This is a genomic window from uncultured Neptuniibacter sp. (genome assembly GCF_947498015.1).
Classification (GTDB): domain Bacteria; phylum Pseudomonadota; class Gammaproteobacteria; order Pseudomonadales; family Balneatricaceae; genus Neptuniibacter.
Genome location: NZ_CANMIR010000006.1, coordinates 141,783 through 165,284 on the forward strand (window position 1 = coordinate 141,783; position 23,502 = coordinate 165,284).

Annotated in this window: 20 protein-coding genes and 1 tRNA gene; 14 read left to right on the forward strand and 7 right to left on the reverse strand. The window is 48.1% G+C overall.

The annotated features are described in order from the left end of the window. Positions 1-78: 78 nt before the first annotated feature. The 5 genes from Q0882_RS09740 to Q0882_RS09760 all read left to right on the forward strand — a co-directional run bounded on the left by Q0882_RS09740 (position 79) and on the right by Q0882_RS09760 (position 4,853). Entirely contained in the window at positions 79-369 is a 291-nt protein-coding gene (locus Q0882_RS09740; protein WP_299180839.1) for an HlyU family transcriptional regulator, read from the forward strand. 231 nt (positions 370-600) lie between these two features. Beyond that, positions 601-1,677, forward strand: a complete 1,077-nt coding sequence (locus Q0882_RS09745) for a TRAP transporter substrate-binding protein (protein ID WP_299180842.1) — start codon at positions 601-603, stop codon at positions 1,675-1,677. 84 nt (positions 1,678-1,761) lie between these two features. Then, a complete protein-coding gene (locus tag Q0882_RS09750; protein WP_299180845.1) occupies positions 1,762-2,298 on the forward strand; it encodes a TRAP transporter small permease subunit in 537 nt (178 codons plus the stop codon). A 12-nt stretch (positions 2,299-2,310) separates the two neighbouring features. Beyond that, positions 2,311-3,600: a TRAP transporter large permease subunit gene (locus Q0882_RS09755; RefSeq protein WP_299180847.1), complete on the forward strand. Its 1,290-nt coding sequence runs from the start codon at positions 2,311-2,313 to the stop codon at positions 3,598-3,600. 173 nt (positions 3,601-3,773) lie between these two features. Beyond that, positions 3,774-4,853, forward strand: a complete 1,080-nt coding sequence (locus tag Q0882_RS09760; protein WP_299180850.1) for a TRAP transporter substrate-binding protein — start codon at positions 3,774-3,776, stop codon at positions 4,851-4,853. Here Q0882_RS09760 and Q0882_RS09765 read toward each other — a convergent pair. Beyond that, positions 4,850-5,728, reverse strand: coding sequence for a DUF4922 domain-containing protein (locus Q0882_RS09765; protein WP_299180852.1), 879 nt, complete (start codon positions 5,726-5,728; stop codon positions 4,850-4,852). The genes Q0882_RS09760 and Q0882_RS09765 overlap by 4 nt on opposite strands. 76 nt (positions 5,729-5,804) lie before the next feature. On the opposite strand from Q0882_RS09765, the gene Q0882_RS09770 reads away from it, so the two are divergent. The 6 genes from Q0882_RS09770 to Q0882_RS09795 all read left to right on the forward strand — a co-directional run bounded on the left by Q0882_RS09770 (position 5,805) and on the right by Q0882_RS09795 (position 13,068). After that, on the forward strand, positions 5,805-7,160 hold the full coding sequence (locus Q0882_RS09770) for a cache domain-containing protein (protein WP_299180855.1): 1,356 nt from the start codon (positions 5,805-5,807) through the stop codon (positions 7,158-7,160). Between the two features lie 21 nt (positions 7,161-7,181). Next, on the forward strand, positions 7,182-7,835 hold the full coding sequence (locus Q0882_RS09775; protein ID WP_299180857.1) for a response regulator transcription factor: 654 nt from the start codon (positions 7,182-7,184) through the stop codon (positions 7,833-7,835). A 95-nt stretch (positions 7,836-7,930) separates the two neighbouring features. After that, positions 7,931-8,007 (forward strand) — tRNA-Val (locus Q0882_RS09780). Positions 8,008-8,420: 413 nt separating this feature from the next. Further along, positions 8,421-10,409: a TonB-dependent receptor gene (locus tag Q0882_RS09785; protein ID WP_299180860.1), complete on the forward strand. Its 1,989-nt coding sequence runs from the start codon at positions 8,421-8,423 to the stop codon at positions 10,407-10,409. After that, positions 10,406-10,993, forward strand: a complete 588-nt coding sequence (locus Q0882_RS09790; protein ID WP_299180862.1) for a YfiR family protein — start codon at positions 10,406-10,408, stop codon at positions 10,991-10,993. The genes Q0882_RS09785 and Q0882_RS09790 overlap by 4 nt, the downstream gene beginning before the upstream one ends. After that, positions 10,990-13,068: an EAL domain-containing protein gene (locus Q0882_RS09795; RefSeq protein WP_299180863.1), complete on the forward strand. Its 2,079-nt coding sequence runs from the start codon at positions 10,990-10,992 to the stop codon at positions 13,066-13,068. The genes Q0882_RS09790 and Q0882_RS09795 overlap by 4 nt, the downstream gene beginning before the upstream one ends. Positions 13,069-13,093: 25 nt before the next feature. On the opposite strand, the gene Q0882_RS09800 is transcribed toward Q0882_RS09795, so the two are convergent. Genes Q0882_RS09800 through Q0882_RS09810 form a run of 3 tightly spaced genes read right to left on the reverse strand, consistent with a single transcriptional unit; the run spans position 13,094 to position 15,671 of the window. Next, a complete protein-coding gene (locus tag Q0882_RS09800; RefSeq protein ID WP_299180865.1) occupies positions 13,094-14,923 on the reverse strand; it encodes an ABC transporter ATP-binding protein in 1,830 nt (609 codons plus the stop codon). A 49-nt stretch (positions 14,924-14,972) separates the two neighbouring features. Next, positions 14,973-15,470, reverse strand: coding sequence for an MOSC domain-containing protein (locus tag Q0882_RS09805; RefSeq protein WP_299180868.1), 498 nt, complete (start codon positions 15,468-15,470; stop codon positions 14,973-14,975). Between the two features lie 9 nt (positions 15,471-15,479). Next, a complete protein-coding gene (locus tag Q0882_RS09810; RefSeq protein WP_299180869.1) occupies positions 15,480-15,671 on the reverse strand; it encodes a CPXCG motif-containing cysteine-rich protein in 192 nt (63 codons plus the stop codon). A 281-nt stretch (positions 15,672-15,952) separates the two neighbouring features. Between Q0882_RS09810 and Q0882_RS09815 the strand changes: the two genes are divergently transcribed. Both Q0882_RS09815 and Q0882_RS09820 read left to right on the forward strand, forming a co-directional pair. Continuing rightward, positions 15,953-17,152, forward strand: coding sequence for an OprD family outer membrane porin (locus Q0882_RS09815; protein WP_299180872.1), 1,200 nt, complete (start codon positions 15,953-15,955; stop codon positions 17,150-17,152). A 197-nt stretch (positions 17,153-17,349) separates the two neighbouring features. Beyond that, the gene (locus Q0882_RS09820) at positions 17,350-18,852 is read left to right on the forward strand and encodes a PAS domain-containing protein (RefSeq protein WP_299180875.1); all 1,503 of its coding nucleotides are present in this window, start codon (positions 17,350-17,352) and stop codon (positions 18,850-18,852) included. A 59-nt stretch (positions 18,853-18,911) separates the two neighbouring features. Here Q0882_RS09820 and gatB read toward each other — a convergent pair whose 3' ends face one another. From gatB to gatC, 3 genes are read right to left on the reverse strand one after another with little or no spacing between them, the layout of a single operon-like run. Further along, positions 18,912-20,366: an Asp-tRNA(Asn)/Glu-tRNA(Gln) amidotransferase subunit GatB gene (gatB, locus tag Q0882_RS09825; RefSeq protein ID WP_299180877.1), complete on the reverse strand. Its 1,455-nt coding sequence runs from the start codon at positions 20,364-20,366 to the stop codon at positions 18,912-18,914. A 14-nt stretch (positions 20,367-20,380) separates the two neighbouring features. Next, a complete protein-coding gene (gene gatA / locus Q0882_RS09830; protein ID WP_299180880.1) occupies positions 20,381-21,832 on the reverse strand; it encodes an Asp-tRNA(Asn)/Glu-tRNA(Gln) amidotransferase subunit GatA in 1,452 nt (483 codons plus the stop codon). A 42-nt stretch (positions 21,833-21,874) separates the two neighbouring features. Then, on the reverse strand, positions 21,875-22,162 hold the full coding sequence (gene gatC, locus Q0882_RS09835) for an Asp-tRNA(Asn)/Glu-tRNA(Gln) amidotransferase subunit GatC (RefSeq protein ID WP_299180883.1): 288 nt from the start codon (positions 22,160-22,162) through the stop codon (positions 21,875-21,877). 222 nt (positions 22,163-22,384) lie between these two features. On the opposite strand from gatC, the gene Q0882_RS09840 reads away from it, so the two are divergent. Continuing rightward, complete coding sequence (locus Q0882_RS09840; protein ID WP_299180886.1) at positions 22,385-23,422, forward strand: rod shape-determining protein; 1,038 nt, start codon at positions 22,385-22,387, stop codon at positions 23,420-23,422. Positions 23,423-23,502 lie beyond the last annotated feature (80 nt).

Consider the following 23,502-nt stretch of genomic DNA (forward strand, 5'->3'; position numbering starts at 1 on the left):
CCATTTTTAGCGGTTTGTATTCGCTAGAGTCCGCGATAGACTCATCTCATATCTTCCTGGCACTTAAAGAGAACCTCTATGTCACTGATAAATAAACTGTGTTCATTATTCTCCTCCTCTTCTTCAAAAAATCCTGAGCTACAGGCGCCTGAAGCATTTCCGTCTGAAGAGTATCAAGGCTTCAAAATTACACCCGCTCCGATCCCTGAAGAGATGGGGTTTCGTATCAACGGCACTATTGAGAAAGAGGGCAAGAGTCATCTGTTTATCCGTGCTGATCTGTTACCAACAGCTGAGAGTTGTGCGAGTGAGATGGTCAGAAAGGCTCGCCAAATGATTGATCAGCAGGGTAACCGGTTGTTTGGATGAACAGGAAGTACGTATTACTACGTAGATCATCTACGTAGTCTCACCTGAAGATTTGCGCATTAATCCCAATGGGTGCGTTGTTAAAGCTGTGCCAGACTAATGAAGCTGATAGAGATCAGTGGATGTGACTTGTGGTCGATGTGAAGGGGCAGGCGATCTGAATCTAAACCGGCCAACCTTTTGTGATGGTTCCCCAGAACCCGGGAATACAGATAGAGGACGATAATAAAAATGTTCAAGATGAATTTTTCTAAAAAGCTGATTATGGCAGCTGCAGCGACGGCTGTGCTGGCTTCTCCTGCGATGGCAGCAGATAAGGTTTACAGACTGAAACTGGCTGAAACCTGGCCAACAAATTTCCCGGTTTTTGGTGATGCAACCAAAAATATGGCTGCGCTGGCAGATCAGATGTCAAATGGTCGCCTGAAAATCACAATCGATTCCAAGAACAAGCATAAAGCCCCACTGGGTGTATTTGATATGGTGCGTTCTGGGCAGTACGACATGGGTCACTCTGCGTCCTACTATTGGAAGGGTAAGGTGCCCAATACACTGTACTTCACAACAATGCCATTTGGTATGACTGCGCCTGAACAGTACGGCTGGTTCTACTACGGCGGTGGTCAGGAACTGATGGATGAGGTGTATGGCAAGTACAACCTGATGTCTTTCCCTGGGGGTAACACCGGTAACCAGATGGGTGGTTGGTTCCAGAAAGAGATCAACTCACTGGATGACCTGAAAGGCCTGAAGATGCGTATCCCGGGTTTTGCGGGTGAAGTGCTGGCAAAGCTGGGTGCAAAACCCACTAACATTCCAGCAGGTGAGTTATACACAGCGCTTGAGCGTCGTACTATCGATGCCCTGGAGTGGGTAGGTCCATCACTTGATCTGCGAATGGGCTTCCACAAAATTGCACCTTACTACTACACCGGTTGGCATGAGCCAGCAACAGAGTTGCAGTTCCTGATTAACAAGAAAAAGTATGAACGTCTGCCAGCTGACCTGCAGCAGATCCTTAAAACTGCGATGCGTACCGCTGCGTATGATATGTATATCCAGTCTTACCACGCGTCCGCTGAAAACTGGGCAAGCATGAAAACTGAATTCCCGAATATTCAGGTGAAGTCTTTCCCATCCGAAGTTATCGATGCAATGCGTAAAGCCAATGATGAACTGTTGGCAGAAAAAGCAGCATCTGATCCGCTAGCTAAGAAGATTCTCGATTCCCAGGCGGCTTACATGGAAAAAGCACGTGCGTGGACCGATATCTCTGATAAGGCTTATCTCAACAGCCTTTCCAAGTAATTTAGTTGTTTGACCCCCCTCGTTGGTATTCCGGGCACTGTCCCAGCTCGGAATACCAGCTCTTCCTACCATTCAGGAGAAAGCATGTTTCTAGTGAGACTGGAGCAGGTGATCAATAGCTTTTCAGATTTGATGGGTAAGATCTCTGCGGTTCTGTTCGTGATAATGCTATTTAACGTTTTTATCGACGTTGTGATGCGTTATGTATTCAATGATGTTTCGATCGGAATGCAGGAGCTGGAATGGCACCTTTATGCAGCTGTCTTTTTGCTGGGTGTTCCCTACACGCTGAGAGCGGGTGGCCATGTCAGAGTGGATCTCATATATGAGCGCTTGTCAGGGAAAACAAAAGCCCTGATCGATATGCTGGGTTGTCTGGTTTTGCTCTTTCCTTTCTGTGGGCTTGTGGCCTGGTATGGTGTGGATTTCGCACGCGAGTCATTTGAACTGGGGGAAACCTCAGGTGATCCCGGCGGATTACCCTATAGGTGGTTGATCAAGTCGGTGATTCCGTTTGCATTTTTTGCCATGCTCATCAGTGGTATCGGTTTATTCCTTAAATCTCTGAATATCTACCTGGGTAATACTCAGGAAGATCACTATCAGCCCCCGCAGCACTAAGAGGTCTTAACAATGATTGGTATTATTATGTTCGTTGTGGCCCTGCTGATGCTGTTAGTCGGTTTCCCGGTCGCGTTTACTTTTGGTGGTGTCGCTCTGATCTTTGGCGTATTCGCAGAAGGCGCAGATATGTTTGCCTTCATGCCGTTCCGTATTCAGAGCATTATGGAAAATACAGTTTTGATGGCGGTCCCGCTGTTTATCTTTATGGGGATCGTCTTGCAGAAAACTCAGTTGGCAGAGCAGCTGCTCGAGTCGATGGGTAAACTCTTTGGTGGTGTACGGGGTGGCTTGGCGATCTCAACGGTACTGGTTGGTGCGCTGCTTGCGGCCTCAACGGGTGTGGTTGGTGCCTCTGTTGTCGCAATGGGGCTGATCTCACTGCCGGTTATGCTCAAGTATAAATATGATAAATCACTGGCCTGCGGAACCATCTGTGCGTCCGGCACGCTGGGCCAGATCATCCCTCCTTCCATCATCCTGATTATCCTGGGTGATGTGTTAGGCATCCCTGTGGGTGATCTGTTTAAAGCCGCGGTAGGGCCGGGTCTGATACTGATCGGTGTTTACGTCATCTACATATTAATCTATAGCTTTGTTAAGCCGGAAGCCGCGCCAGCTCTACCCTTAGATGATGATGTAAAGAATAAGCGTGAGATGTATATCAAAGCGATTAAAGCGATTATTCCTCCGTTAGCCCTGATCCTGATCGTGCTGGGCTCCATCTTTGCGGGCATTGCGACCCCGACAGAATCCTCAGCACTGGGTGGTGTGGGTGCAATTATACTGGCTGCACTCTATCGTCAATTTAGCTGGAAGATGGTGCTGGAGTCGGCCACTGAAACGGTTAAAGTGACTGCCATGGTTTTCGCTATCCTGCTTGGTGCAACCGCCTTCTCCATGGCGTTTACCTATACCGGTGGGGATTATATCGTTGAGGAGCTGTTATCTGATCTACCTGGTGGGGTCACAGGCTTCCTGATTCTTTCAATGGTCGCTATCCTGATCCTTGGGTTCTTTATCGATTTTGTAGAGATCAGTTTTATCATCGTTCCTATTCTTGCACCGGTTGCTGACGCCTTAGGAGTTGCTCCAGTGTGGTTTGCGATTCTGATCGCGATGAACCTGCAGACCAGTTTTCTGACACCACCGTTTGGATTTAGCCTATTTTATCTTAAGGGTGTGGCGCCTCCGAATGTGAAAACAGTGGATATCTATCGTGGGGTTATGCCCTTTATCATCATGCAGGTGGCTGTCGTGGTATCGATCCTCCTGTTCCCCGGTTTCTATGGCCTCAATTAAGAGTGATATTTTTTAGAACGGTTTCTTCCCATTTACCAAATTTTATTTGGTCGCCCCGGACTCGGGGCGTTTTTTTGTTTTGTGAATAAGTTAATTACTTTTAGTGAGATAGTGGATGTATTAGTATTTTCAGGGATGAAAACGAATACCTATTTTGTAAGCAGAGACCCTCTATGTTGAAGTATAAATATAAGAACTGGCTAACCGGTGCAGCGATTTGTGGTGCCCTTTTTTCGGCAACAGCTGTAAACGCGGATGACAAGGTTTATCGTCTTAAACTGGCAGAAACCTGGGGGGCGAATACCCCTATTTTAGGTGAAACTTCCAAAAAAATGGCACAGCTTGCCGATTCCATGTCCAATGGCCGTCTGAAAATTTCAATCGACTCAAGTAATAAACATAAAGCTCCATTTGGGGTATTCGATATGGTGCGGGCGGGGCAATATGATATTGGTCACTCCGCTTCTTACTACTGGAAGGGAAAGGTCCCGAATACCCTCTATTTCACAACGATGCCCTTTGGGATGACAACGCCTGAGCAGTATGGCTGGTTCTATCATGGTGAAGGTCAGGCGTTGATGAATGAGGTCTATGGCAAGTTCGGTATGTTGTCGTTTCCTGGCGGTAATACCGGTGTCCAGATGGGAGGGTGGTTCCAGAAAGAGATTAACTCTCTGGAGGATGTCAAAGGCTTGAAGATTCGTATCCCGGGTTTTGCCGGAGAGGTGTGGGCAAAACTGGGTGCGAAGCCGGTGAATATTGCTCCGGGCGATCTCTATACGGCCTTGGAGCGTAAGACCGTTGATGCAGTAGAGTGGGTGGGCCCGTCACTTGATATCCGGATGGGTTTCCACAAAATTGCTCCTTATTACTACACCGGTTGGCATGAGCCCGCCAGTGAACTTCAATTTCTGGTAAACAAGAAGAAGTTTGCGAAACTACCAGCAGACTTGCAGGTGATTCTGAAAACCGCGATGCGCTCTGCTGCCTACGATATGTATATCCAGTCCTATCACGAGTCAGCGGTGAACTGGGATACGATGAAGAAAGAGTTTCCTGGGATTCAGGTGAAATCTTTCCCGCCGGAGGTGATCGCGGCGATGCGTAAAGCCAACACCGAACTGCTGGCGGAGGCGGCTGCAAAAGATCCACTGGCTAAGCGTATTCAGGATTCGCAAGCGGCCTATATGCAGAAAGCACGTGCCTGGACCAATATCTCTGACAAGGCCTATCTGAACAGTCTTGCTGATTAGGCGGATTGGCTACTGACCTGGCGAAGAGTTTGAGTGAGCCCCGCAGCTTCGAGTTGCCGGGCTTGCTCGCTATTTTTAACTAGAATGGATCCGATAAATGCCAGTGAGTTCAGGGAGATACCGGCACTGCTCTCATCTGTGCGGGGTACCATCATCATCCATTCCCAGGTTAAAAGCAGATTGTAGGGTGACTCTATGATACCACTACTAGCCTCGATACCCAGTGTCATTCGCAGGCGGTTATAGAGATGTTGAAGTAGCCTGGCTCCCTCTTCTATTGCCAGTGTGCGTGAATGAAAAATCTCCCTGGGGAGAGCCAGGGCCGCATGTTTGAAGGGTAATGATGTGAGCTCACGGGGGACCTCATCGTGGAGTGTCGAAAGCTCTTTTTGGAAGGCGATCAGGCGGTGGCTCTCGGCGGGAAGTTTGATCAACTGAAGGTGTTTATGACTCTGGCTGGCACCCGCTCGTTTGCCACTGTTATAAAACGCTAAGCAGGGCTCGGGGAACATGCAGCGGGTCAGGGCACTGAAGTCATCACTGTTGAGAATGCTCTGTTGAGGCTCAAACTGATTGGTTACCAGCAGAAGGTGATCGTCCAATACATTGAATTTGTTCAGTAGGAGCTTATGCTTCGGGCCGACACAGTTCACATACATCGCTTCCTCGTGAGGTAAAAACGGGTTGAAGTGATCTTTCCCTTCAACGGAGGCTTGTTGTGTGTGTTTTCTCTTTAGGTTTGAAAGCTGACGCAGGTGGAATGTCAGGTCACCTTCGTGGCAGATAGTCAGCTCTGTTGCAAGGCTTTCGAGGACGCCATCCGCTTCGGCTGTCTGGCGAGTGGCTGCTGCTTTATCCCAGATCGTTGAATCCATGAGTGTTCTCCCGCTATCTCCTTTATACTGACTAGGTAATAACTATCAGCCGAAATGCAGAGGAACGCCAGTAAATATGGTCCGCGTTACCGCTTCACTGAAAACTAAAATCCTTCTGTTATCCATTCTCCCTTTGGTACTGGTGACCGTTGCGATCACCTTGATTAGTCTCTCTCAGGCGAAAAAACTCTCGGAACAAGAGATCAATACCTTCGAGGAAAACCTGTTGCGCTCTAAGCGGATGGAGCTACAGCACTATGTTGCATTAGCAATGAACTCGATTGAACAGATTGTGGCAGAAGCCTCGCCGGGTGATGTGGTGCTGGAAAAGCAGATCAAGGAGATGATCAACGGATTAACCTATGGTGATGATGGATATTTCTTTATTTATGATCAGCAGGGGACCAATCTGGTCCATCCTATCCAGCCGGAACTTGTGGGACAAAACCTGATCGACCTGAAAGATGCCAATGGTAAACAGGTAATCAAAGATCTGATTGAGATCGCCTCAACAGGCGGCGGCTTTTACCGATATGTGTGGCGCAAGCCATCAAAGGGTGGTCTTGAAGATAAGCTCAGTTACGTTGTATTGATACCCAAATTCAACTGGATGATCGGGACGGGGTTGTATATCGATGATATCGCCAATGAGGTGGCGTCAACACGATTGAAAGTGACGCGCAATATTCGCAATACATTTTTTACAGTGGTGGTGATTCTGGCGGGTACCGTAATTGTCATTGCGCTGGTGGGGATTGCGATCAACATGCATGCATCACAACTTGCGGATCAGCGCCTCCGGCAGTTAGCCCATCGCTATGTCCAGTTTCAGGTGAGTCAGCGGCGTAATTTTGCCCGTGAGCTGCATGATGGTATTAATCAATTGATGGTATCGGTTAAATTTCGCCTTGAGCTTGCAAGGGATAAATTACTGAAACAGGATGAGAGTGCTGAGAGTGATCTGAATAAAGGCTGTGATGTGCTGAATATGGCGATTCAGGAGGTAAGGCGAATCTCACATGATCTGCGTCCTATTCAACTAGATGATCTGGGCCTGGAGTCAGCACTGTACAGTATGGTTAGTGAGTTTTCAGAACGTACCGGAGTGGAAACAAATATCCGTCTGGAACTGCCGGAGCAGCGTTTACCGGATGATATTGAAATTACACTCTACCGAATTGCTCAGGAGGCACTGACCAATATTGAGAAACATGCTGAAGCTGCGCATGTGGGCCTCAGAATATGGTCTCGTGAGGGATATATCTGGGTAGAGATCAGTGATGATGGTATCGGTTTTTCCCCTGAGCAAGCTGATAGTGGAATCGGATTACTGAACATGCGTGAACGAACAGAGCTGCTCAGTGGGCGGTTTAGCATTCGCACTAAAGAGGGGGCTGGATCACGAATCCGGGCAGGCTTCTCAATTCTTTGATGATTGTGGTTAAAGGTGTCTATGAGTAATCATAAAATTCGGGTGCTTTTGGTGGATGACCACCCTCTGGTGTTAGAGGGAATCAGTGCCCGTCTTGAAGGTGAGCCATCCCTGGAAGTGGTAGGAATGGCAAACAATGGGCAGCAGGCGCTGGAGAAATCCGCTGCACTGAATCCGGATGTTGTGCTGATGGATATATCGATGCCGGTGATGAACGGTTTCGAGGCGGCAGAGCAGTTTAGATCTGAACAGCCGGAGGTAAAAGTTCTTATCCTGAGCATGCATGATGATCGCGAGTATATTGTTAAGCTGATCCAATGCGGCGCCGCAGGGTATGTACTCAAAGATGTGTCCTCATCTGAACTGATTACGGCAATTGAAACTGTGTTTAGCGGAGGGTCCTATTTTAGTTCAGGAGCATCACAGGCACTGTTTAGCCAGTTCCAACAGGATCAGGCAGCTAATAAAGAGTCAGAACAGGAACCACTGACAGGTCGTGAAAAGGATGTGCTTAAGCTGGTGGCTGAAGGTAACAGTAACAAAGAGATAGCGCGTACCCTGGATATATCAGTGAGAACCGTAGAAACCCACCGGCAGAATATTAAAAGTAAACTGGATATTCATACTGCCGCCGGCCTGACGCGCTATGCGATCGATAATCAGCTGGTTGACTAAATCTTGGATATCTAAACAGTTATTACGACATAGTACTTGAATGACGTTTTTGACTGCGTATAATACGCCCACGTTTCACCGCTGGTGAACACAGTAGGACTATAGCTCAGTTGGTTAGAGCGCTACCTTGACATGGTAGAGGTCGGCAGTTCGAATCTGCCTAGTCCTACCAGAATTCTGAGAAGCCTGCACTTGTTGCAGGCTTTTTGCGTTCTGAGATCTGGGAATAGTGGCCGCCTCGCGAAGCGGCATATAACCTGACTGGTCCGACAGATCTATACTAAGCCGCCTATCGGTGGTTTTTAGTGCCTGAATATGGCTATAACTGCCAGTTAACCTGATCTTCTTATTGATCCCCGTTTGCTGTTTTGTCTCTCACAGAGAGCAGAGCTTTGCTCTCTGTATCGACTTATTTTCCCTTCCGTGACTTATCTCAATGTCAAAAGCCATACTGGACATCAGGACTATTGATTTTCATAGCTAAAGGTCAGATTATTTGAACACTCATTTTGAGTGTGATGGCGAGGATGATCTCCAGGGGCCTGAGCATGACAACAATAATAACTATGTTGAGGTTAGCGGTAGATGCTCGTACCACGAGGGTTTTATCATTCCGTTGTTACACTAATAACAGCAGTCTCTATTTCGGCTCAGGCCAATTCACTTAGTTCAGGCAGTGATGATTTCTCATCGATGTCTCTAAAACAGTTAGTTGCGTTGGATGTTTTCACATCTGCGTCGCTGCTACCCACCCAGATTAGTAAAGCACCTGGCACCGTTTATAGCTTTCATCGTGATGACTTTAACGCCTATGGTGTGCGTAGGATTGATGATCTGTTGGCATTTGTTCCGGGTTTGCAGTTGAATCAGTATCGCAAACGCCATCGTTCTGTCTGGGCGCGAGGTCTGTTGGAGCGTTACAACGATAAGATGGTCTTAATGGTCGATGGTGTGCGAATGCGCCATCTCTATTACAACCATTTCTCTTTGGGTGATAGTTTTCCGATGGAGATGGTGGAAAAGGTCGAGGTGATTTTAGGGCCTGCTTCCAGTCTGTATGGCGCTAATGCGTTTGGCGGCATCATATCCATTACAACCCGCCAGTTCTCCGAGCAACCAAACTATGCGGTTACCGCCGAAATGGCTGATAATGCGCGATCTAAAGTAACCGGGCTCTATAACAGCGAAGATCTCCAGATTTTTGGCAGCTTTTTAGAGCAAGATGCACCGTTCCGTGAGGATCGCCTGAGCTTTATCGGGAGTGATGTTCTCCAACCGCGGGATGAACATTACGGAGTTTTGAATATCAAAGCTTCCCCGATGGAGGGTTTGAACCTTCAGCTGAATTATCAGCGGGATGAAACTCCGTTTCTTAATATTCCTGCGACTCAGGATGCATTTGTGAGTAAGGATTTTCTCTCTGTATCAGCATCCTATGTAGATGGCACGCTGGATACCGGGCAGATTGAAGCGGTTGTTTATTATCAGGATGATCAGGGACGTGAGTTTGAGGTTGAACAGATCACCCGCGCTTTAGGCTATGAGGAGTACCAAAATGCGACCTTGGCGGGTGCTTCTCTCACAGCGATGAAGCGATTTGATGAACATACGCTGGCATCCGGTGTGAGCTGGCAGTATGAAAAGGCTGAAAGAACGGATTACGAACGATTCTTCCATTTTGCGCATGGGTTCCTCTCACCTAGTGAGACTGGAAATCTGCTTTCGGAGCCAGGCGTGAGTAATAACGACTGGGCTGCTTTTTTCCAGGATGTATGGACGATTGATCCGACGCTGAATCTGACCTTGGGTGGGCGCTATGATTATTTTGATCAATTTGGTGGCCACTTTAACTACCGTGCAGCTGCGGTATATTCTCCTGACGACCGTCAGACCTGGAAAATGCAGTATGGAACAGCGATACGGACACCGACTTTTAGGGAGTATCTGAAAGTTTTGGAGGGTACAACTTTTGTGCCGCCACAAACTAAGCCGGAAGAGATTGAGTCACTGGAATTTGGGTACCTTTACCAGTGGGATCAGGCCAATCTAAGTCTGAACCTATACCGCAATGAGCTGACGGGCTATATCCGTGAGGTACCGACTCCGGATATGGCTGATGAGTATTTCGCTAATAGTGGAACAGATATCACGATGCAGGGGGCTGATCTCCTATTTCACATAAGGCCTGCCCGAGATCTCGATCTACGTTTGGGGTTAGCCTACCTGCATTCCGATTCTGAGGGTGAAGAACTCCCCTATCTGGCAAGTTGGACGGGAAGCGTTAAGCTGAATTATCACTACCATAAGCGCCATAGCATAGGGTTGAGTGCTTTTTACAATAGCCAGCGGGATGATTTCAACAGTTTTTTAAATGATACCGCTGATGAATTCTGGATCACGAATCTGTTTGCATACGGTCAGTTAAGTGATCAGTTTAGCTATCGCTTAGGGATCGATAATCTCTTTGATAAACGAGTTTATGACCCAGCAGCCGATTTTGGATCACAGCATAATAATGAACGGAGTCAGAGGGAGATCTGGTTGAGTGTGGAGTGGAATAGCGACTTTCTATGAAAGCACCTTATATGTTCCAGCTTCGCTCGTCACCTTCATGGTTGAGGCATGTTCCGATCTGGCTATTGCTCATCTGGAACCTGCCTGCAACTGCTCTGGCTGATGATCAGCGGGTGAATCAGGTTAAGTCGGCTTTTGTGTATAACATTGCCAAATTCGTCACCTGGCCTGAGAGTGTTTATGTAAAACGCCCGGATACCTTTAATCTCTGTTTCCTTCAACGTAATAGTTTTCAGGGGGGAACCCAAACGATTGAGGGTAAAACTATTCAGCAGCGATCTATACGTACTCAGGTGCTACAGGATCAGTCGGAACTGTCACATTGCGACCTTCTTCTCCTTCAGGGAGGCCAGCTCGATCAGATCGACTGGAATCTGAACAGGTCAGGGGTGCTGGTGATGGCAGATCTCACTGACCATCGCTCCATGCAGGATAAAGCGCACCCAGGGGTGATCGTTAATCTCTACCGTCGTGGAAAATCTATTGGGTTTGAGGTGAGCCTAAAGCAGGCGGAGAGAGCTCACTTAAGACTGAGTTCCCAGTTACTGAAATTGGCTAAGATTCTGGAGGATGGAGATCAATGATTTTTGATAGCCACCGTATCAGACGGAAGCTGATCATGTTGATATTGCTGACCAGCTGTACAACCCTGGTTTTGGCTACATTTGGGTTTGCTGTCAGCGACTGGCATAACTCCCGAGCTGAGTTGATTAAGCATATGAACTCTACAGCTGGGATTATCGGAAATAACAGTGTTGCGGCTCTGACTTTTAGCGATGAGTTCTCAGCGACACTGACATTAAGCTCACTCAAAGGTGAGCAAAACATCGTAGGGGCTTATCTGTACAACGCGGATAGAAAACTATTCGCTTCATACAAAAGCAATAATGCAGGTGTGACTCCACAGCTACCTGATAGGGCCAGTGGGTCAATAGGTGAGTTGCTCTACGTGGTGAGATCGATCGTGCTGGACGGGGAAAAGGTCGGTTACCTGTTACTGATGTCGGATCTAAGTCAGTGGAAGGGCCATCAGTTTGAACGGTTATCGATTGTTTTATTGCTGTTTTCACTTGCGGTGTTAGTCGCGGCTATCTTATCCACACAAGCGCAAAAACTGTTTACCAGTCCTCTGCTGAGGTTGGCGGGTACCGCACGTAAAATCGCTGAAACCAAAAACTATAACCTCAGGGCTGAGGTTGCGTCTGATGATGAAATCGGTCTGTTAGCAGATGACTTTAATGAGATGTTGGATCTGATTCAGCGGCGTGATAAAGAGCTGCTAGAAGCGCGGGATGAGTTGGAAAATAAGGTTAAGAAACGCACCGCCGCGCTTTATGAGTTGACGCGGGAACTTGAGCATCAAGCCTACCATGATGCATTAACCGGATTGGCAAACCGTTCTGCACTGGATGAGAAGTTGCAGGGTGAAATGAGCTTTGCGCAGCGCCATAAGCACCAGCTTGCTATCTTGTTTCTGGATCTGGATCGATTTAAGGATATCAATGACACCCTGGGTCATGATGTGGGTGACAAGCTGCTGGTGGAGCTGGCAAATAAGTTGAAAGGGTGCCTACGTGTTAGTGATACATTAGCCCGCTTGGGTGGGGATGAATTTGCGGTGCTGTTACAGGAGAGTAACCCCCAACAGGCAGCGGATGTGGCAACTAAGTTGATCGAAGCGATCCGTGAACCGATCGTTGTAGATGGGCACAGCCTGCAGGTCACAACCAGCATAGGCATCAGTATTTTCCCAACTGATGGCTTAGATGCATCAAAGATGCTGAAAAATGCGGATACTGCGATGTATAGCTCGAAGGAGGATGGTCGTAATCGCTACAGTTTCTTCAATATGGAGATGAACAAAAAGACTGAGCGCCGTATGCAGCTTGAGCATAAGCTTAAACAAGCGGTACAGACCATGGATTTTGAGGTCTACTATCAACCTAAATGGCAGGTAAGTGAGCACAAACTTATAGGCCTGGAAGCGTTGATTCGCTGGTATGATGACGAAGAGGGCTTTATCTCTCCGGCTGAATTTATACCACTGGCTGAGGATTGTGGTCTGATTAATCTGATCGACCAGTGGGTTGCTATGACCGCATGCACTCAGGTATTGGGCCTATTTGAAGGGGAACACCCTGATCTTCTACTGTCGGTTAACTTTTCACCTTCTCATTTTATTCGCGACAATGTGGCTGAAGATATGATGCAGCTTCTCGCTGAGACCGGCTACCCTGCAGATGCGCTGGAGTTGGAGATTACAGAAACACTGGTTGCTTCTGAATTGGATTCGGTCTATCAGCAACTCTGTCAGATTCGTGCGCTTGGCATTGAGATATCGATCGATGACTTCGGGATTGCCTACTCCTCCCTGAGCCGCCTTAAGCAGCTACCGCTCAATACACTTAAAATTGACCGTTCCTTTATTCAGGATATTGGTGAAGATGCGGACGATGAGGTGATTGTTCGAACCATTATCGATATGGCGCACAACCTGAACCTTAAAGTGGTTGCGGAAGGGGTTGAGAAACCGCATCAATATGAATTTATCAAACGTTACAAGTGTGATGCTGTTCAGGGATTTATGTTTAGCAAACCGCTGCCGCTTGATGAGGTCCGTAGGTTAATTCTATCCCACCAGGAGAGACCAACGGCCTGAGTGATTTAGCCGTTGGTACGGTCCTTTACTCATCACCGAGAAATCCACCGCTTTGATGAGCCCAAAGCTGTGCGTAAATACCATTTTGTTGAATCAGTTGGTGATGGTTACCCTGTTCAACAATCTCACCCTGATCGATCACGATCAATCGGTCTAGCGCTGCAATCGTTGAGAGCCGGTGGGCGATAGCGATAACGGTTTTACCCTTCATCAATTTATATAAACTGGCCTGAATCGCGGCTTCTACTTCAGAGTCCAGAGCGGAGGTGGCTTCATCCAGTACCAGAATGGGCGCATCTTTTAACAGTACACGGGCAATTGCGATACGTTGGCGTTGCCCGCCTGAGAGCTTAACACCGCGTTCACCGACATGGGCATCATAGCCACTCCTGCCCTGAGGGTCGGTCAGGGAGAGAATAAACTCATGAGCTTCTGCTTTCTTGGCTGCGGAAACCATCTCCTCTTCGGTGGCTTGAGGATGGCCGTAGAGCAGGTTTTCCCGCACTGAGCGGTGAAGTAAGGACGTATCCTGAGTCACCATGCCTATCTGAGCGCGCAGTGAATCCTGTGTGACATCACGCAGATCCTGATGATCAATCCGTATCGAGCCGCTTTCGACATCAAAAAAGCGTAGTAGTAGATTGACGACTGTTGATTTCCCCGCACCCGAGCGGCCGACCAAACCTACTTTTTCGCCGGGTTGAATTGTCAGGGAGAGCGACTCGATCACCCGTTTACTTTCGCCATAGTGGAATCCAACCTGATCGAAAGTGATCTGACCCTGAGTGACATCCAGATGTTTTGCGTCTTGTGAATCTTCAATCTGTAGTGGTTTTGACAGGGTTTCCATTCCATCAGCAACGGTACCGATATTTTCAAACAGAGCACTGATCTCCCACATAATCCAGTGCGCCATACCGTTCAGTCTGAGCGCAAGTGCGATGGCGATAGCGATGGCGCCCACAGTGATTGACTGGTGTAACCACAACCAGATGGATAGAGCGGCGACAGAGAATGAGAGGAGGTGATTAATGCTCTGGACGCAGATATTGAGTCCAGTGGCCAGGCGCATCTGGCGGTAAACGGTAGCCATGAATGCGTCCATACCCTCTTTAGCGTACTCGGCTTCCCGGTCGGTGTGGGAGAACAGTTTGACTGTTTCGATATTTGAGTAGGAGTCCACTACACGGCCTGTCATCATCGCGCGGGCTTCCGCCTGCTCAGTGGAAACTTGCTTGAGGCGGGGGACAAAATAGAGCTGGATAGCAATATAAAAGATCAGCCATACACCCATCGGCAGGGTCAGACGCCAGTCTGATTGTGCGACAAGCGCCAGCATGGCAAAAAAGTAGATGACGACAAACATCATCACGTCCAATAGCTTCATCACCGATTCGCGTACCGAGAGTGCGGTCTGCATCACTTTGGTTGAGATCCTTCCCGCAAAGTCGTTGGCATAAAACGTCACGCTTTGACGCAAAAGGTAGCGGTGTGCCAGCCACCGAATGGACATCGGATAGTTACCTAACAGAGCCTGGTGAGTAATCAATGAATGAAATAACCCCGCAAGAGGAAGAGCCGCAAGCGGTATCAGGCTCATCAAGAGCAGGGAGCGTGACTCCTCCTGAAGAAAGGTGGCAGGATCTTTATCGGCTAACCAGTCGACTAACTGCCCCATAAACCCAAACAGCGTCACCTCAAGAATTGCGATCGTTGCGGTCAGCAGCGACATAATGAGGAGCGGTTTTTCAGATCCGCGGGTGTAGTGACGGCAGAAAGCATACAGACCCCGTGGTGGAGTAGCTGGTTGTTCAGGTGGAAAAGCGTGAACTTGCTTTTCAAAGAATGAAAACATAGGGTGACCGGTTACCAGAGGTGATGAGAGTGACAGCTTAAATCAGAGTTTACGATTTGTATAACAGTTGTAGTTGATCGCCGATATGGATCTCACCGCTTTGAATAACTTTGCAGCATAAACCACCGAAACCTAACATCGCAGCTGCACCGCCTTCGCCTAAAACCTGATCCATTCTGGAGCAGGGGTGGCATAACGCGGAGGCTTCGAATATCGCATCACCGATCTGGAACTGTTGGTATCTGAGTGCATTGAGGTTGAGCCCTCTGATGACGAGGTTTCTTCGTAGCAGTGCGGGTGAGATCTTATCTTTCCGAGCATAGAGAGCGATCTGATCGATAAACTCCTCAGAGATTAACGTGACCTGTCGTGCGGATCCGGCTGTTTTCATACAGCGGTGATCGCCTTCCAATCCTCTTCCTGAGCAGGCGTTTACCGATTTCAGGCTAATGAGCTCAGCTTTGCGAGCAGGTCTGATCCCAATCCAGATCAGCTCAGCGGGGGGGAGTTGGGTGGCGAAGCGTGAAAAAAGAGATCTCAGAGTCATGTGCGGGTGTCAGTCTGTTTCTCGTTTTAAATCCACTGCAATTGATCCACTGGCTTCATAGACGCAGATCTCGATTGGGTGGCAGCAGAGTGAGCAATCCTGAATGAACTCCTGATTCAGGTCGGATGAGGTGTCGATATCAAGTCTGTTCTCAGCCATGCAGTAAGGGCAGGATACCAGCAGGTTTTCGGTTGGGTTCATGCTAATCCCTCCCATAATTCTGTTATATCCAGAATAGACTATCTGAGTGTTACCGCTAGCACCTGAAGAGGTTCAACACTTTAGATCAGGTATTGAAGGTAAAGTTGATTGAAAATAGCAGTAAAGTGAACAGATAGGTTATTTTTGATTGATTGTTCTGGATCTGTTTCTTTTCGTAGATTAATAACCTGAAAAGCCCAAAAAAACGGAACAAAAGACTGATGGTGATTACCTAGAATAGGCGACTTCGCTAATAATAATTCAGGTTTGTGACATTAATTATGTTTCAGAAAAAACTAAGCGTTGCTGCGCTGGCTTTGGGTACTGTTGCAAGTGGCTCTATCGTAGCTGCTGAAGCTCAGGATGGTTATAAAGTAGATCTTAATCTGCGTACCTTTTACATGAACCGTGATTTTGATCAGGGTTTGAATGATACGCACGCTGCAGGTCAGGCGTTCAAGTTGAACATTGAATCCCCATACTACGGTGGTGTTGTTGGCTTTGATGCAACTGTAACTAAGGTTGTTGAGCTCTTGGATGATAAAACTATCCGCTCTTCCGATGTGTTGAACGAAGAGGGTGATGGTTATACAGCGCTTGAAAATCTGTACGTTAAGTTCAAGCCTGTGGAGAACGTGAACATCCGTGCAGGCCGTATGGTTATGATGACGCCGCTGCTGAATGATCTGCAGTCCCGTCTTTCTGCGCCAAGTACTCAGGCTGTTTATGCTGATATTGCACTGGATAATCTGGATCTGTATGCATTCTATTCAGATGAAGCTTCCCGTAATAACAGCCAGGATTTCTCTGATTACACTGCCAACGGTGAAGATTACGATATCTCATCTATCGGTGGTTCCTACAAATTTGCTAACGGTCTGAGCGCACAGGTTCAATATGCCGTTGCAGATGATTACCTGAAGCAATCTTTCTTCAACCTGACCTACCCAACCAAGCTGGCTGAGTATGATGTCATGTTGGATGCTATCCATATGCGCGGTAAAGATGATGGCGCAATTTATGGCAGCGATTACGACAGTAATCTGACCAGCCTGACAGCACGTTTTGCCAAGGGTGATTGGGCTTACACCGTTAACTACCAAACGGTAGGCGGTAGTGATGGATATGACCTGCAGTGGGGTGGTCAGGACGATACTCAGTACTTCACCTACGGTGCTGTGCAGTTGCTGGACTTCAATGCGGATGATATTCAGGCACTTCAGTTCCGTGTGGACTACGATGTGCCTTCCTTCCCCGGTCTGCACCTGATGGCGCGTCATACACAGGCGTGGGATATCGATACTGGCACAATGACCAATGGTAAACGTCGCGAGACCAACTTTGATGCCAAATACACCGTTCAGAGTGGTAAGGCAAAAGATCTGAGTGTGCAGCTGCGTGTTGCACATGTGGATGGTAACTCTATTCCGCGTATCAATGATGTGCGTTTGATTCTGGATTACCCGATTAGTCTTCTTTAAGCATTTTCCCGCTTAAGAACACAGGGGCCTTCGGGCCCCTGTTTTTTTGTCTGAAATTCCTGATCTGGTCTATTACCTCTATCGAGATTAAGCTTTAGAGAGGTATGATATCTTTAATAATCATGCCGACCTGTTCTAAGTTGTCACTTTCAACAGGCTGTTTGTTCGATTCCACAAGAGAATAGAAGGGGTAAAGGATGGATCTCTTGAGTATTGCTGTGGCCTTCAGCAGTTTGCTTTTTGCCGTGCTGCTGATTAAAAACTGGGGGAAATATAGCGGGCATGCCGCTTCGGGAGGATTTCTCCTGTTGGGTATAGCGGCGCTTCTATCATGTTTACTGGCGGTCTCAAAATTTTGGGTTAGCGTTTCTCAGCAGGAGCTGTTACCCGATATCGCAAGTATCTCAATCCTTGTGGTTGTCCTTATCTTGGCCGTACTAGGTATCGCCAGAGTGACAAAAGGGTTGGAAAAGACAGCCTCAGAAAAAACAGAATTGCAGGCATCTCTTCAGGGTGAACTCAGTGAACTTGATAAAGCTAAAAGTCAGGTTGAGGAGAAACTTAAAGCGGCTGATCGTCTGGATATGCAGTCACAACTACCGGTGCTACTGTGCCGACTGGGAAAGGTTGTTGCGTGTAATGCTGCAGCCGTTGAATTCCTGCGTGTAGAGAGCCAGGAGGGGCTTCTTGGTGCACCTGTCGAGCAGTTTTCAGCAGCAACACAATCCGAAGGGGAGAGTAAGGAGCTGATTAAGGATTGGCGCAGACGGTTGAAGGAGAGTGGCGACTTTTCGTACCGCTGGGTATTCCAGACAGCTGATGGAACCCTGCGACCTCAGATTGTGGTAATGAGTACCCAGTTATTTGAGGGTGATCTGGTTATTAAGTTGCAGTGTGCAACCAGTGCTGATGATATTGAATCTGAACTGTTTAAAAACTTGGAGTTACAACGTTTTAAAACGGCGATTGGTGTTCTGGGTGGGGCTTGTTGCGAGTGGTCGTTCGATAGTGGCCATCTCTGTTACTACTCCTCAGCATTTCCCGAGATTGTAGATTATCCGGATGAAGAGATTCAGGGGATTAAAAACTTCCCCGAATGGTTATTGGAGAGGATCTCACCGGATAAGCGAGCGGATGTTAAAACCCGATTGAATCGTTTGTCGAGAAAAGGTTCAGACCCGTTTGAGATGCAGTTCAGTCTGAAATCTAAGAAAGGCGTTTGGTCTAGAGTGGATATGATCATAAAATCCTATCAGATCGAAGAGGAAGACCGGGTCTTTGCTTATTTCACCGATACAACCTACCAGTATCAGAACCGTCATGGTGGAGCCAAGCTGTTTTCACTGGTTGAGAACAGCTGTAATCCGATGATGCTGTTAACCGGCTTATCTGAGATTGAGTATGTTAACCCCGCCTTTGTTCGTGCAACCGGATTTAATCTTCCGGATATGGAAGGGGTTCAATTGAAGGATTTTCTCGCGGGTGTGGGTAAGCCTGAAGAGAATGATCTGTTGCTGGGGTCTGTTCGCCAGGGGCAATTGTGGGCAGGGGATATGGAGCTGCGATTACAGGGCGAGGCGGGGAAGGTTAATGTGATCTCGTTGCCCATCGAACCGGTTAAAACGCATCTGGGACTGTATTATCTGGTCAGCTTTGAAAAAGTTAAAACGGAAGAGCCCTCGAGACTCGTGAGTTTGTAAGAGGAAATAAAAAAGCCGCAGCTTAAAAACTGCGGCTTTTTTGTAAAATCAGCTTAAGCTCAGTCGGCCAGAGCGTCCAGTTTCTGTTTCAGGATTCCCTGTACCTGACCTGGGTTGGCCTTGCCCTGAGAGGCTTTCATGACCTGCCCCATAAAGAAACCGATCATTTTGCCACGTTTCTCTGGCTCAGCATTCACGTACTGATCAACCTGAGGTGTATTGTTGCTGATAACATCATCAACAATCTTTTCTATGGCACCGCTATCCGTAACCTGCTTAAGGCCTTTGGCTTCAATGATCTCATCAGCGCTGCCGCCTTCATTCCACATCACTTCAAATACCTGCTTGGCAATCTTGCCAGAGATCGTATTGTCTTTAATGCGTTCCAGAAGGCTGCCGAGCTGTTCTGCAGATACAGGGCTTGACTGGATCTGTATATCATTCTGATTGAGCATTTTGGAGAGCTCACCCATGGCCCAGTTTGCAGCCAGTTTTGCGTCGTTAGCTGCTTTGGCCACGGTTTCAAAATATTCTGCCATGGTGCGATCACCGGACAGTACCATCGCATCGTAGTCGCTCAGCTTATAATCGGCTAAGAAGCGAGCTTTACGCGCATCGGGTAGCTCCGGAAGTGTCTCACGGACCGCTTCAATGTAGCTGTCATCGATCTCGATAGGCAGTAGGTCCGGACAGGGGAAGTAACGGTAGTCATTGGCTTCTTCTTTGGAGCGCATGGAACGGGTTTCGTTCTTGTCAGCGTCGTAGAGTCGGGTTGCCTGTTCTACGCGACCGCCATCTTCGATCAGGTCGATCTGGCGCTCTATCTCGCCCACAATCGCTTTTTCAATAAAGCGGAACGAGTTGATGTTCTTTGTCTCGGTACGGGTGCCGAACTCTTCCTGACCTTTTGGGCGAACCGAAACGTTACAGTCGCAACGGAACGAGCCTTCAGCCATATTTCCATCACAGATGCCAAGGCTGGTGACGATAGAGTGAATCTTACGGACGTAAGCTACAGCTTCTTCAGCGCTACGCATATCAGGTTCAGAGACGATCTCGAGCAGAGGTGTGCCCGCACGGTTCAGGTCTATACCTGTCATGCTTGGAAATGCGTCATGAATAGATTTGCCTGCATCTTCCTCTAAGTGGGCGCGAGTGACGCCTATTCGTTTCTCTGTGCCATCTTCCAGTGTGATATCAATATGACCCACACCGACAATCGGATGGAAGAGCTGGCTGGTCTGATAGCCTTTGGGCAGATCAGGGTAGAAATAGTTTTTGCGGTCAAAAACAGATCTGCGGCCGATTTCAGCATCGACAGCCAGACCGAATTTAACCGCCATTCTCAGTGCTTCTTCATTGAACACTGGAAGTGTGCCAGGTAGGGCAAGGTCAACTGCGCAAGCCTGGGTGTTGGGTTCGGCACCAAATTCTGTACTGGCACCGGAAAAGATTTTGGATTTTGTCGCTAGCTGGGCGTGAATTTCAAGCCCGATTACCGCTTCCCATTCCATGATTTATAAACCTCTCAGATACCTTGTGGTGACTGTGTATGCCAATCAGTTGCCAGCTGGAATTGGTGGGCAACGTTCAATAGCTTCTGTTCGGCAAAGTAGTCGCCAATAATTTGCAGGCCTGTGGGTAAACCATTGACAGTGCCGCAAGGGACAGACATACCGGGAAGGCCTGCCAGGTTCAGGGAGATAGTAAAGATATCTTCCATGTACATGGCGACAGGGTCTGAGGATTTTTCACCGATCTTAAAGGCTGGGTGTGGAGTGGTAGGTCCCATAATAACATCGACTTCGCTCAAGACTTTGGCAAAATCGTCACGAATCAGGCGTCGAATCTGCTGTGCTTTGTTGTAGTAAGCATCATAGAAGCCTTCGGATAGTGCATATGCGCCGATCATAATGCGGCGTTTTACTTCAGGGCCAAAACCTTCACCACGGCTGCGTTTATAAAGATCTTCAAGATCAACAGGGCTTTCGCAGCGATATCCGTAACGAACCCCATCGAAGCGTGAAAGGTTAGAAGATGCTTCAGCCGGAGCGATGATGTAATAAGCCGGAATCGATAGCGCTGTATTGGGTAGGCTGACCTCTTTTACTGTGGCGCCCAGTTTTTCGAACTCTTTAATGGCGGCCTGTGTTTGTGCTGCAATATCAGCATCAAGGTCATCCATAAAGAACTCTTTAGGCAGGCCGATCTTAAGACCATCGAGTGGCTTATTCAGGTCGGCTGTGTAATCGGGTACTTCACGGTCAACAGAGGTTGAGTCGTGTTTGTCGAACCCTGCCATCACATTCAGCATCATCGCAGCGTCTTCAGCTGACTTTGTCATCGGTCCACCCTGATCAAGCGAGGATGCAAATGCGATCATGCCAAACCGTGATACGCGACCATAGGTGGGTTTAAGACCTGTAATGCCACATAACGCGGCCGGTTGGCGGATCGAGCCGCCAGTATCTGTCCCCGTAGCTGCCGGTGTTAACTGGGCTGCAACTGCAGCTGCAGAACCACCCGAAGAGCCTCCGGGAACACAATCGGTATTCCAGGGATTTTTTGAGGGGCCGTAGAAGCTGCTTTCATTGGATGAGCCCATCGCAAACTCATCCATATTGGTTTTACCCAGCATGACAGCGCCAGCGGCATTAAATTTGTTTACGACAGTAGCGTTATAAGGGGATATAAAGTTGTCCAGCATACGTGATGCGCAGCTTGTTCGAACCCCTTCGGTGCAGAAAATATCTTTATGGGCCATCGGCAGGCCGGTAAAGGCACCTGAAGTGCCTGCTGCGATCGCTTCGTCGGCAGCTTGGGCCTGTGTCAGTGCTTGCTCTTCGGTCACAGTGATGAAGCTGTTGTACTTGTCATCTTCTGACTTGATGCGGGCCAGATAGGCCTGAGTGAGCTCGACGCTGCTGAATTCGCCTTGCTTAAGGCCCTGTGCCAGCTCGGCTAGTGTTTTGTCAAACATGGAATCTTTTTCCTTTAATCATTTCCGTCTGGATGGGCGGGATCATTCAATAACTTTGGGAACCAGGAAGAGCCCGTTTTCAACGGCCGGAGCAACGGATTGTAGTTGTTCGCGTTGATTCTCCTCCGTGACGTTATCACTACGAAGGCGTTGAACGGCATCCAGAGGGTGGGCCATAGGTGCTACATCAGTAGTGTCTACGGCTTGCATCTGGTCGACCAGTTCCAGAATGTTTGACAGATTTTGCGCGTATTCAGGAGCGTCCTGTTCTTCAATTTGAAGGCGCGCCAGATGGGCGATTTTGTCCACATCAGAGCGATCCAGAGACATAATTTACTCTCACTTTTTGAGATGGCTTTCAGAGAAAGCGAAAAGGGGAAAAAACCAAGAGACGTACGTTACCATAACCCCACTGCTTCATGAAGGAAATTTAGCCCGTGTTTTTAGAGGGTTTTACTATTTTCACCTTGCTCAAAAGTCTTGCCGTTGTTAGAGTTACGTGTTTTCAGGATATAGCGGCTATACCTGCAGATTTCTTAGGACTCCCTGTACATGCTCAAGAAAATTCGTGGTCTTTTTTCCAGCGATCTGTCCATTGACCTGGGCACTGCAAACACTCTGATCTATGTCCGCGATAAGGATATTGTTCTGGATGAACCCTCTGTTGTCGCGATTCGACAAACGGGTAACCAGAAATCCGTCGCTGCTGTCGGTGTTGATGCCAAGCGTATGCTAGGTCGTACACCTGGATCTATTACAGCGATCCGCCCGATGAAAGATGGAGTCATTGCTGATTTTCATGTGACAGAAAAAATGTTGCAGTACTTTATCAGCAAAGTTCATGACACTAACTTCCTTACTCCCAGCCCACGCGTACTTGTCTGTGTACCTTGTAAATCTACACAGGTGGAGCGTCGTGCGATCAAAGAATCTGCTATGGGTGCAGGCGCGCGTGAGGTTTATCTGATCGATGAACCTATGGCTGCTGCAATCGGCGCAGGGCTTCCTGTTGATGAAGCTAGTGGTTCAATGGTTGTAGATATTGGTGGTGGGACCACCGAGATCGCAGTGATCTCTCTGAATGGTATTGTTTATGCGGATTCGGTTCGCATCGGCGGAGACCGTTTTGATGAGTATATTGTGACCTATGTGCGCCGGAATTATGGCAGCCTGATTGGCGACTCGACTGCCGAGCGCATCAAACAGGAGATCGGCACCGCTTACCCTTCGTCAGAAATGCATGAGATCGATGTACGTGGTCGCAATCTGGCTGAAGGTATTCCTCGTAGCTTTACTCTGAACAGTAACGAGATTCTGGAAGCGCTTCAGGAACCGCTGTCTGCCATTGTGCAGTCTGTTAAAAGTGCCCTGGAGCAGTGCCCACCAGAGTTGGCATCCGATATTGCAGAGCGTGGAATCGTTTTGACAGGTGGTGGTGCCTTGTTACGTAATATTGATCGTCTTATCAGTGAAGAGACGGGTCTGCCTGTAATAGTGGCTGAAGATCCGCTGACCTGTGTGGCGCGCGGAGGCGGCCGAGCTCTGGAGCTTCTGGATAAAAATGGTTTTGAGCTGGTAAGCCATGACTAAACTATGTCATCAGTTATCTCTAAATCTTTAAGTATGATGTGTCACCTCCTGTTTCAGGGGGTGGCCTATTAAAACTATCT

Bases quoted from the DNA above. Each gene is read 5' to 3' on its own strand.
- Q0882_RS09815 (WP_299180872.1), top strand. From the start codon at position 15,953: ATGTTTCAGAAAAAACTAAGCGTTGCTGCGCTGGCTTTGGGTACTGTT.
- Q0882_RS09840 (WP_299180886.1), top strand. From the start codon at position 22,385: ATGCTCAAGAAAATTCGTGGTCTTTTTTCCAGCGATCTGTCCATTGAC.
- Q0882_RS09800 (WP_299180865.1), bottom strand. From the start codon at position 14,923: ATGTTTTCATTCTTTGAAAAGCAAGTTCACGCTTTTCCACCTGAACAA.
- Q0882_RS09760 (WP_299180850.1), top strand. From the start codon at position 3,774: ATGTTGAAGTATAAATATAAGAACTGGCTAACCGGTGCAGCGATTTGT.
- gatA (WP_299180880.1), bottom strand. From the start codon at position 21,832: ATGTTTGACAAAACACTAGCCGAGCTGGCACAGGGCCTTAAGCAAGGC.
- Q0882_RS09745 (WP_299180842.1), top strand. From the start codon at position 601: ATGTTCAAGATGAATTTTTCTAAAAAGCTGATTATGGCAGCTGCAGCG.
- Q0882_RS09795 (WP_299180863.1), top strand. From the start codon at position 10,990: ATGATTTTTGATAGCCACCGTATCAGACGGAAGCTGATCATGTTGATA.
- gatC (WP_299180883.1), bottom strand. From the start codon at position 22,162: ATGTCTCTGGATCGCTCTGATGTGGACAAAATCGCCCATCTGGCGCGC.
- Q0882_RS09820 (WP_299180875.1), top strand. From the start codon at position 17,350: ATGGATCTCTTGAGTATTGCTGTGGCCTTCAGCAGTTTGCTTTTTGCC.
- gatB (WP_299180877.1), bottom strand. From the start codon at position 20,366: ATGGAATGGGAAGCGGTAATCGGGCTTGAAATTCACGCCCAGCTAGCG.
- Q0882_RS09740 (WP_299180839.1), top strand. From the start codon at position 79: ATGTCACTGATAAATAAACTGTGTTCATTATTCTCCTCCTCTTCTTCA.
- Q0882_RS09750 (WP_299180845.1), top strand. From the start codon at position 1,762: ATGTTTCTAGTGAGACTGGAGCAGGTGATCAATAGCTTTTCAGATTTG.
- Q0882_RS09770 (WP_299180855.1), top strand. From the start codon at position 5,805: ATGGTCCGCGTTACCGCTTCACTGAAAACTAAAATCCTTCTGTTATCC.
- Q0882_RS09775 (WP_299180857.1), top strand. From the start codon at position 7,182: ATGAGTAATCATAAAATTCGGGTGCTTTTGGTGGATGACCACCCTCTG.
- Q0882_RS09765 (WP_299180852.1), bottom strand. From the start codon at position 5,728: ATGGATTCAACGATCTGGGATAAAGCAGCAGCCACTCGCCAGACAGCC.
- Q0882_RS09805 (WP_299180868.1), bottom strand. From the start codon at position 15,470: ATGACTCTGAGATCTCTTTTTTCACGCTTCGCCACCCAACTCCCCCCC.
- Q0882_RS09790 (WP_299180862.1), top strand. From the start codon at position 10,406: ATGAAAGCACCTTATATGTTCCAGCTTCGCTCGTCACCTTCATGGTTG.
- Q0882_RS09755 (WP_299180847.1), top strand. From the start codon at position 2,311: ATGATTGGTATTATTATGTTCGTTGTGGCCCTGCTGATGCTGTTAGTC.
- Q0882_RS09785 (WP_299180860.1), top strand. From the start codon at position 8,421: ATGCTCGTACCACGAGGGTTTTATCATTCCGTTGTTACACTAATAACA.
- Q0882_RS09810 (WP_299180869.1), bottom strand. From the start codon at position 15,671: ATGAACCCAACCGAAAACCTGCTGGTATCCTGCCCTTACTGCATGGCT.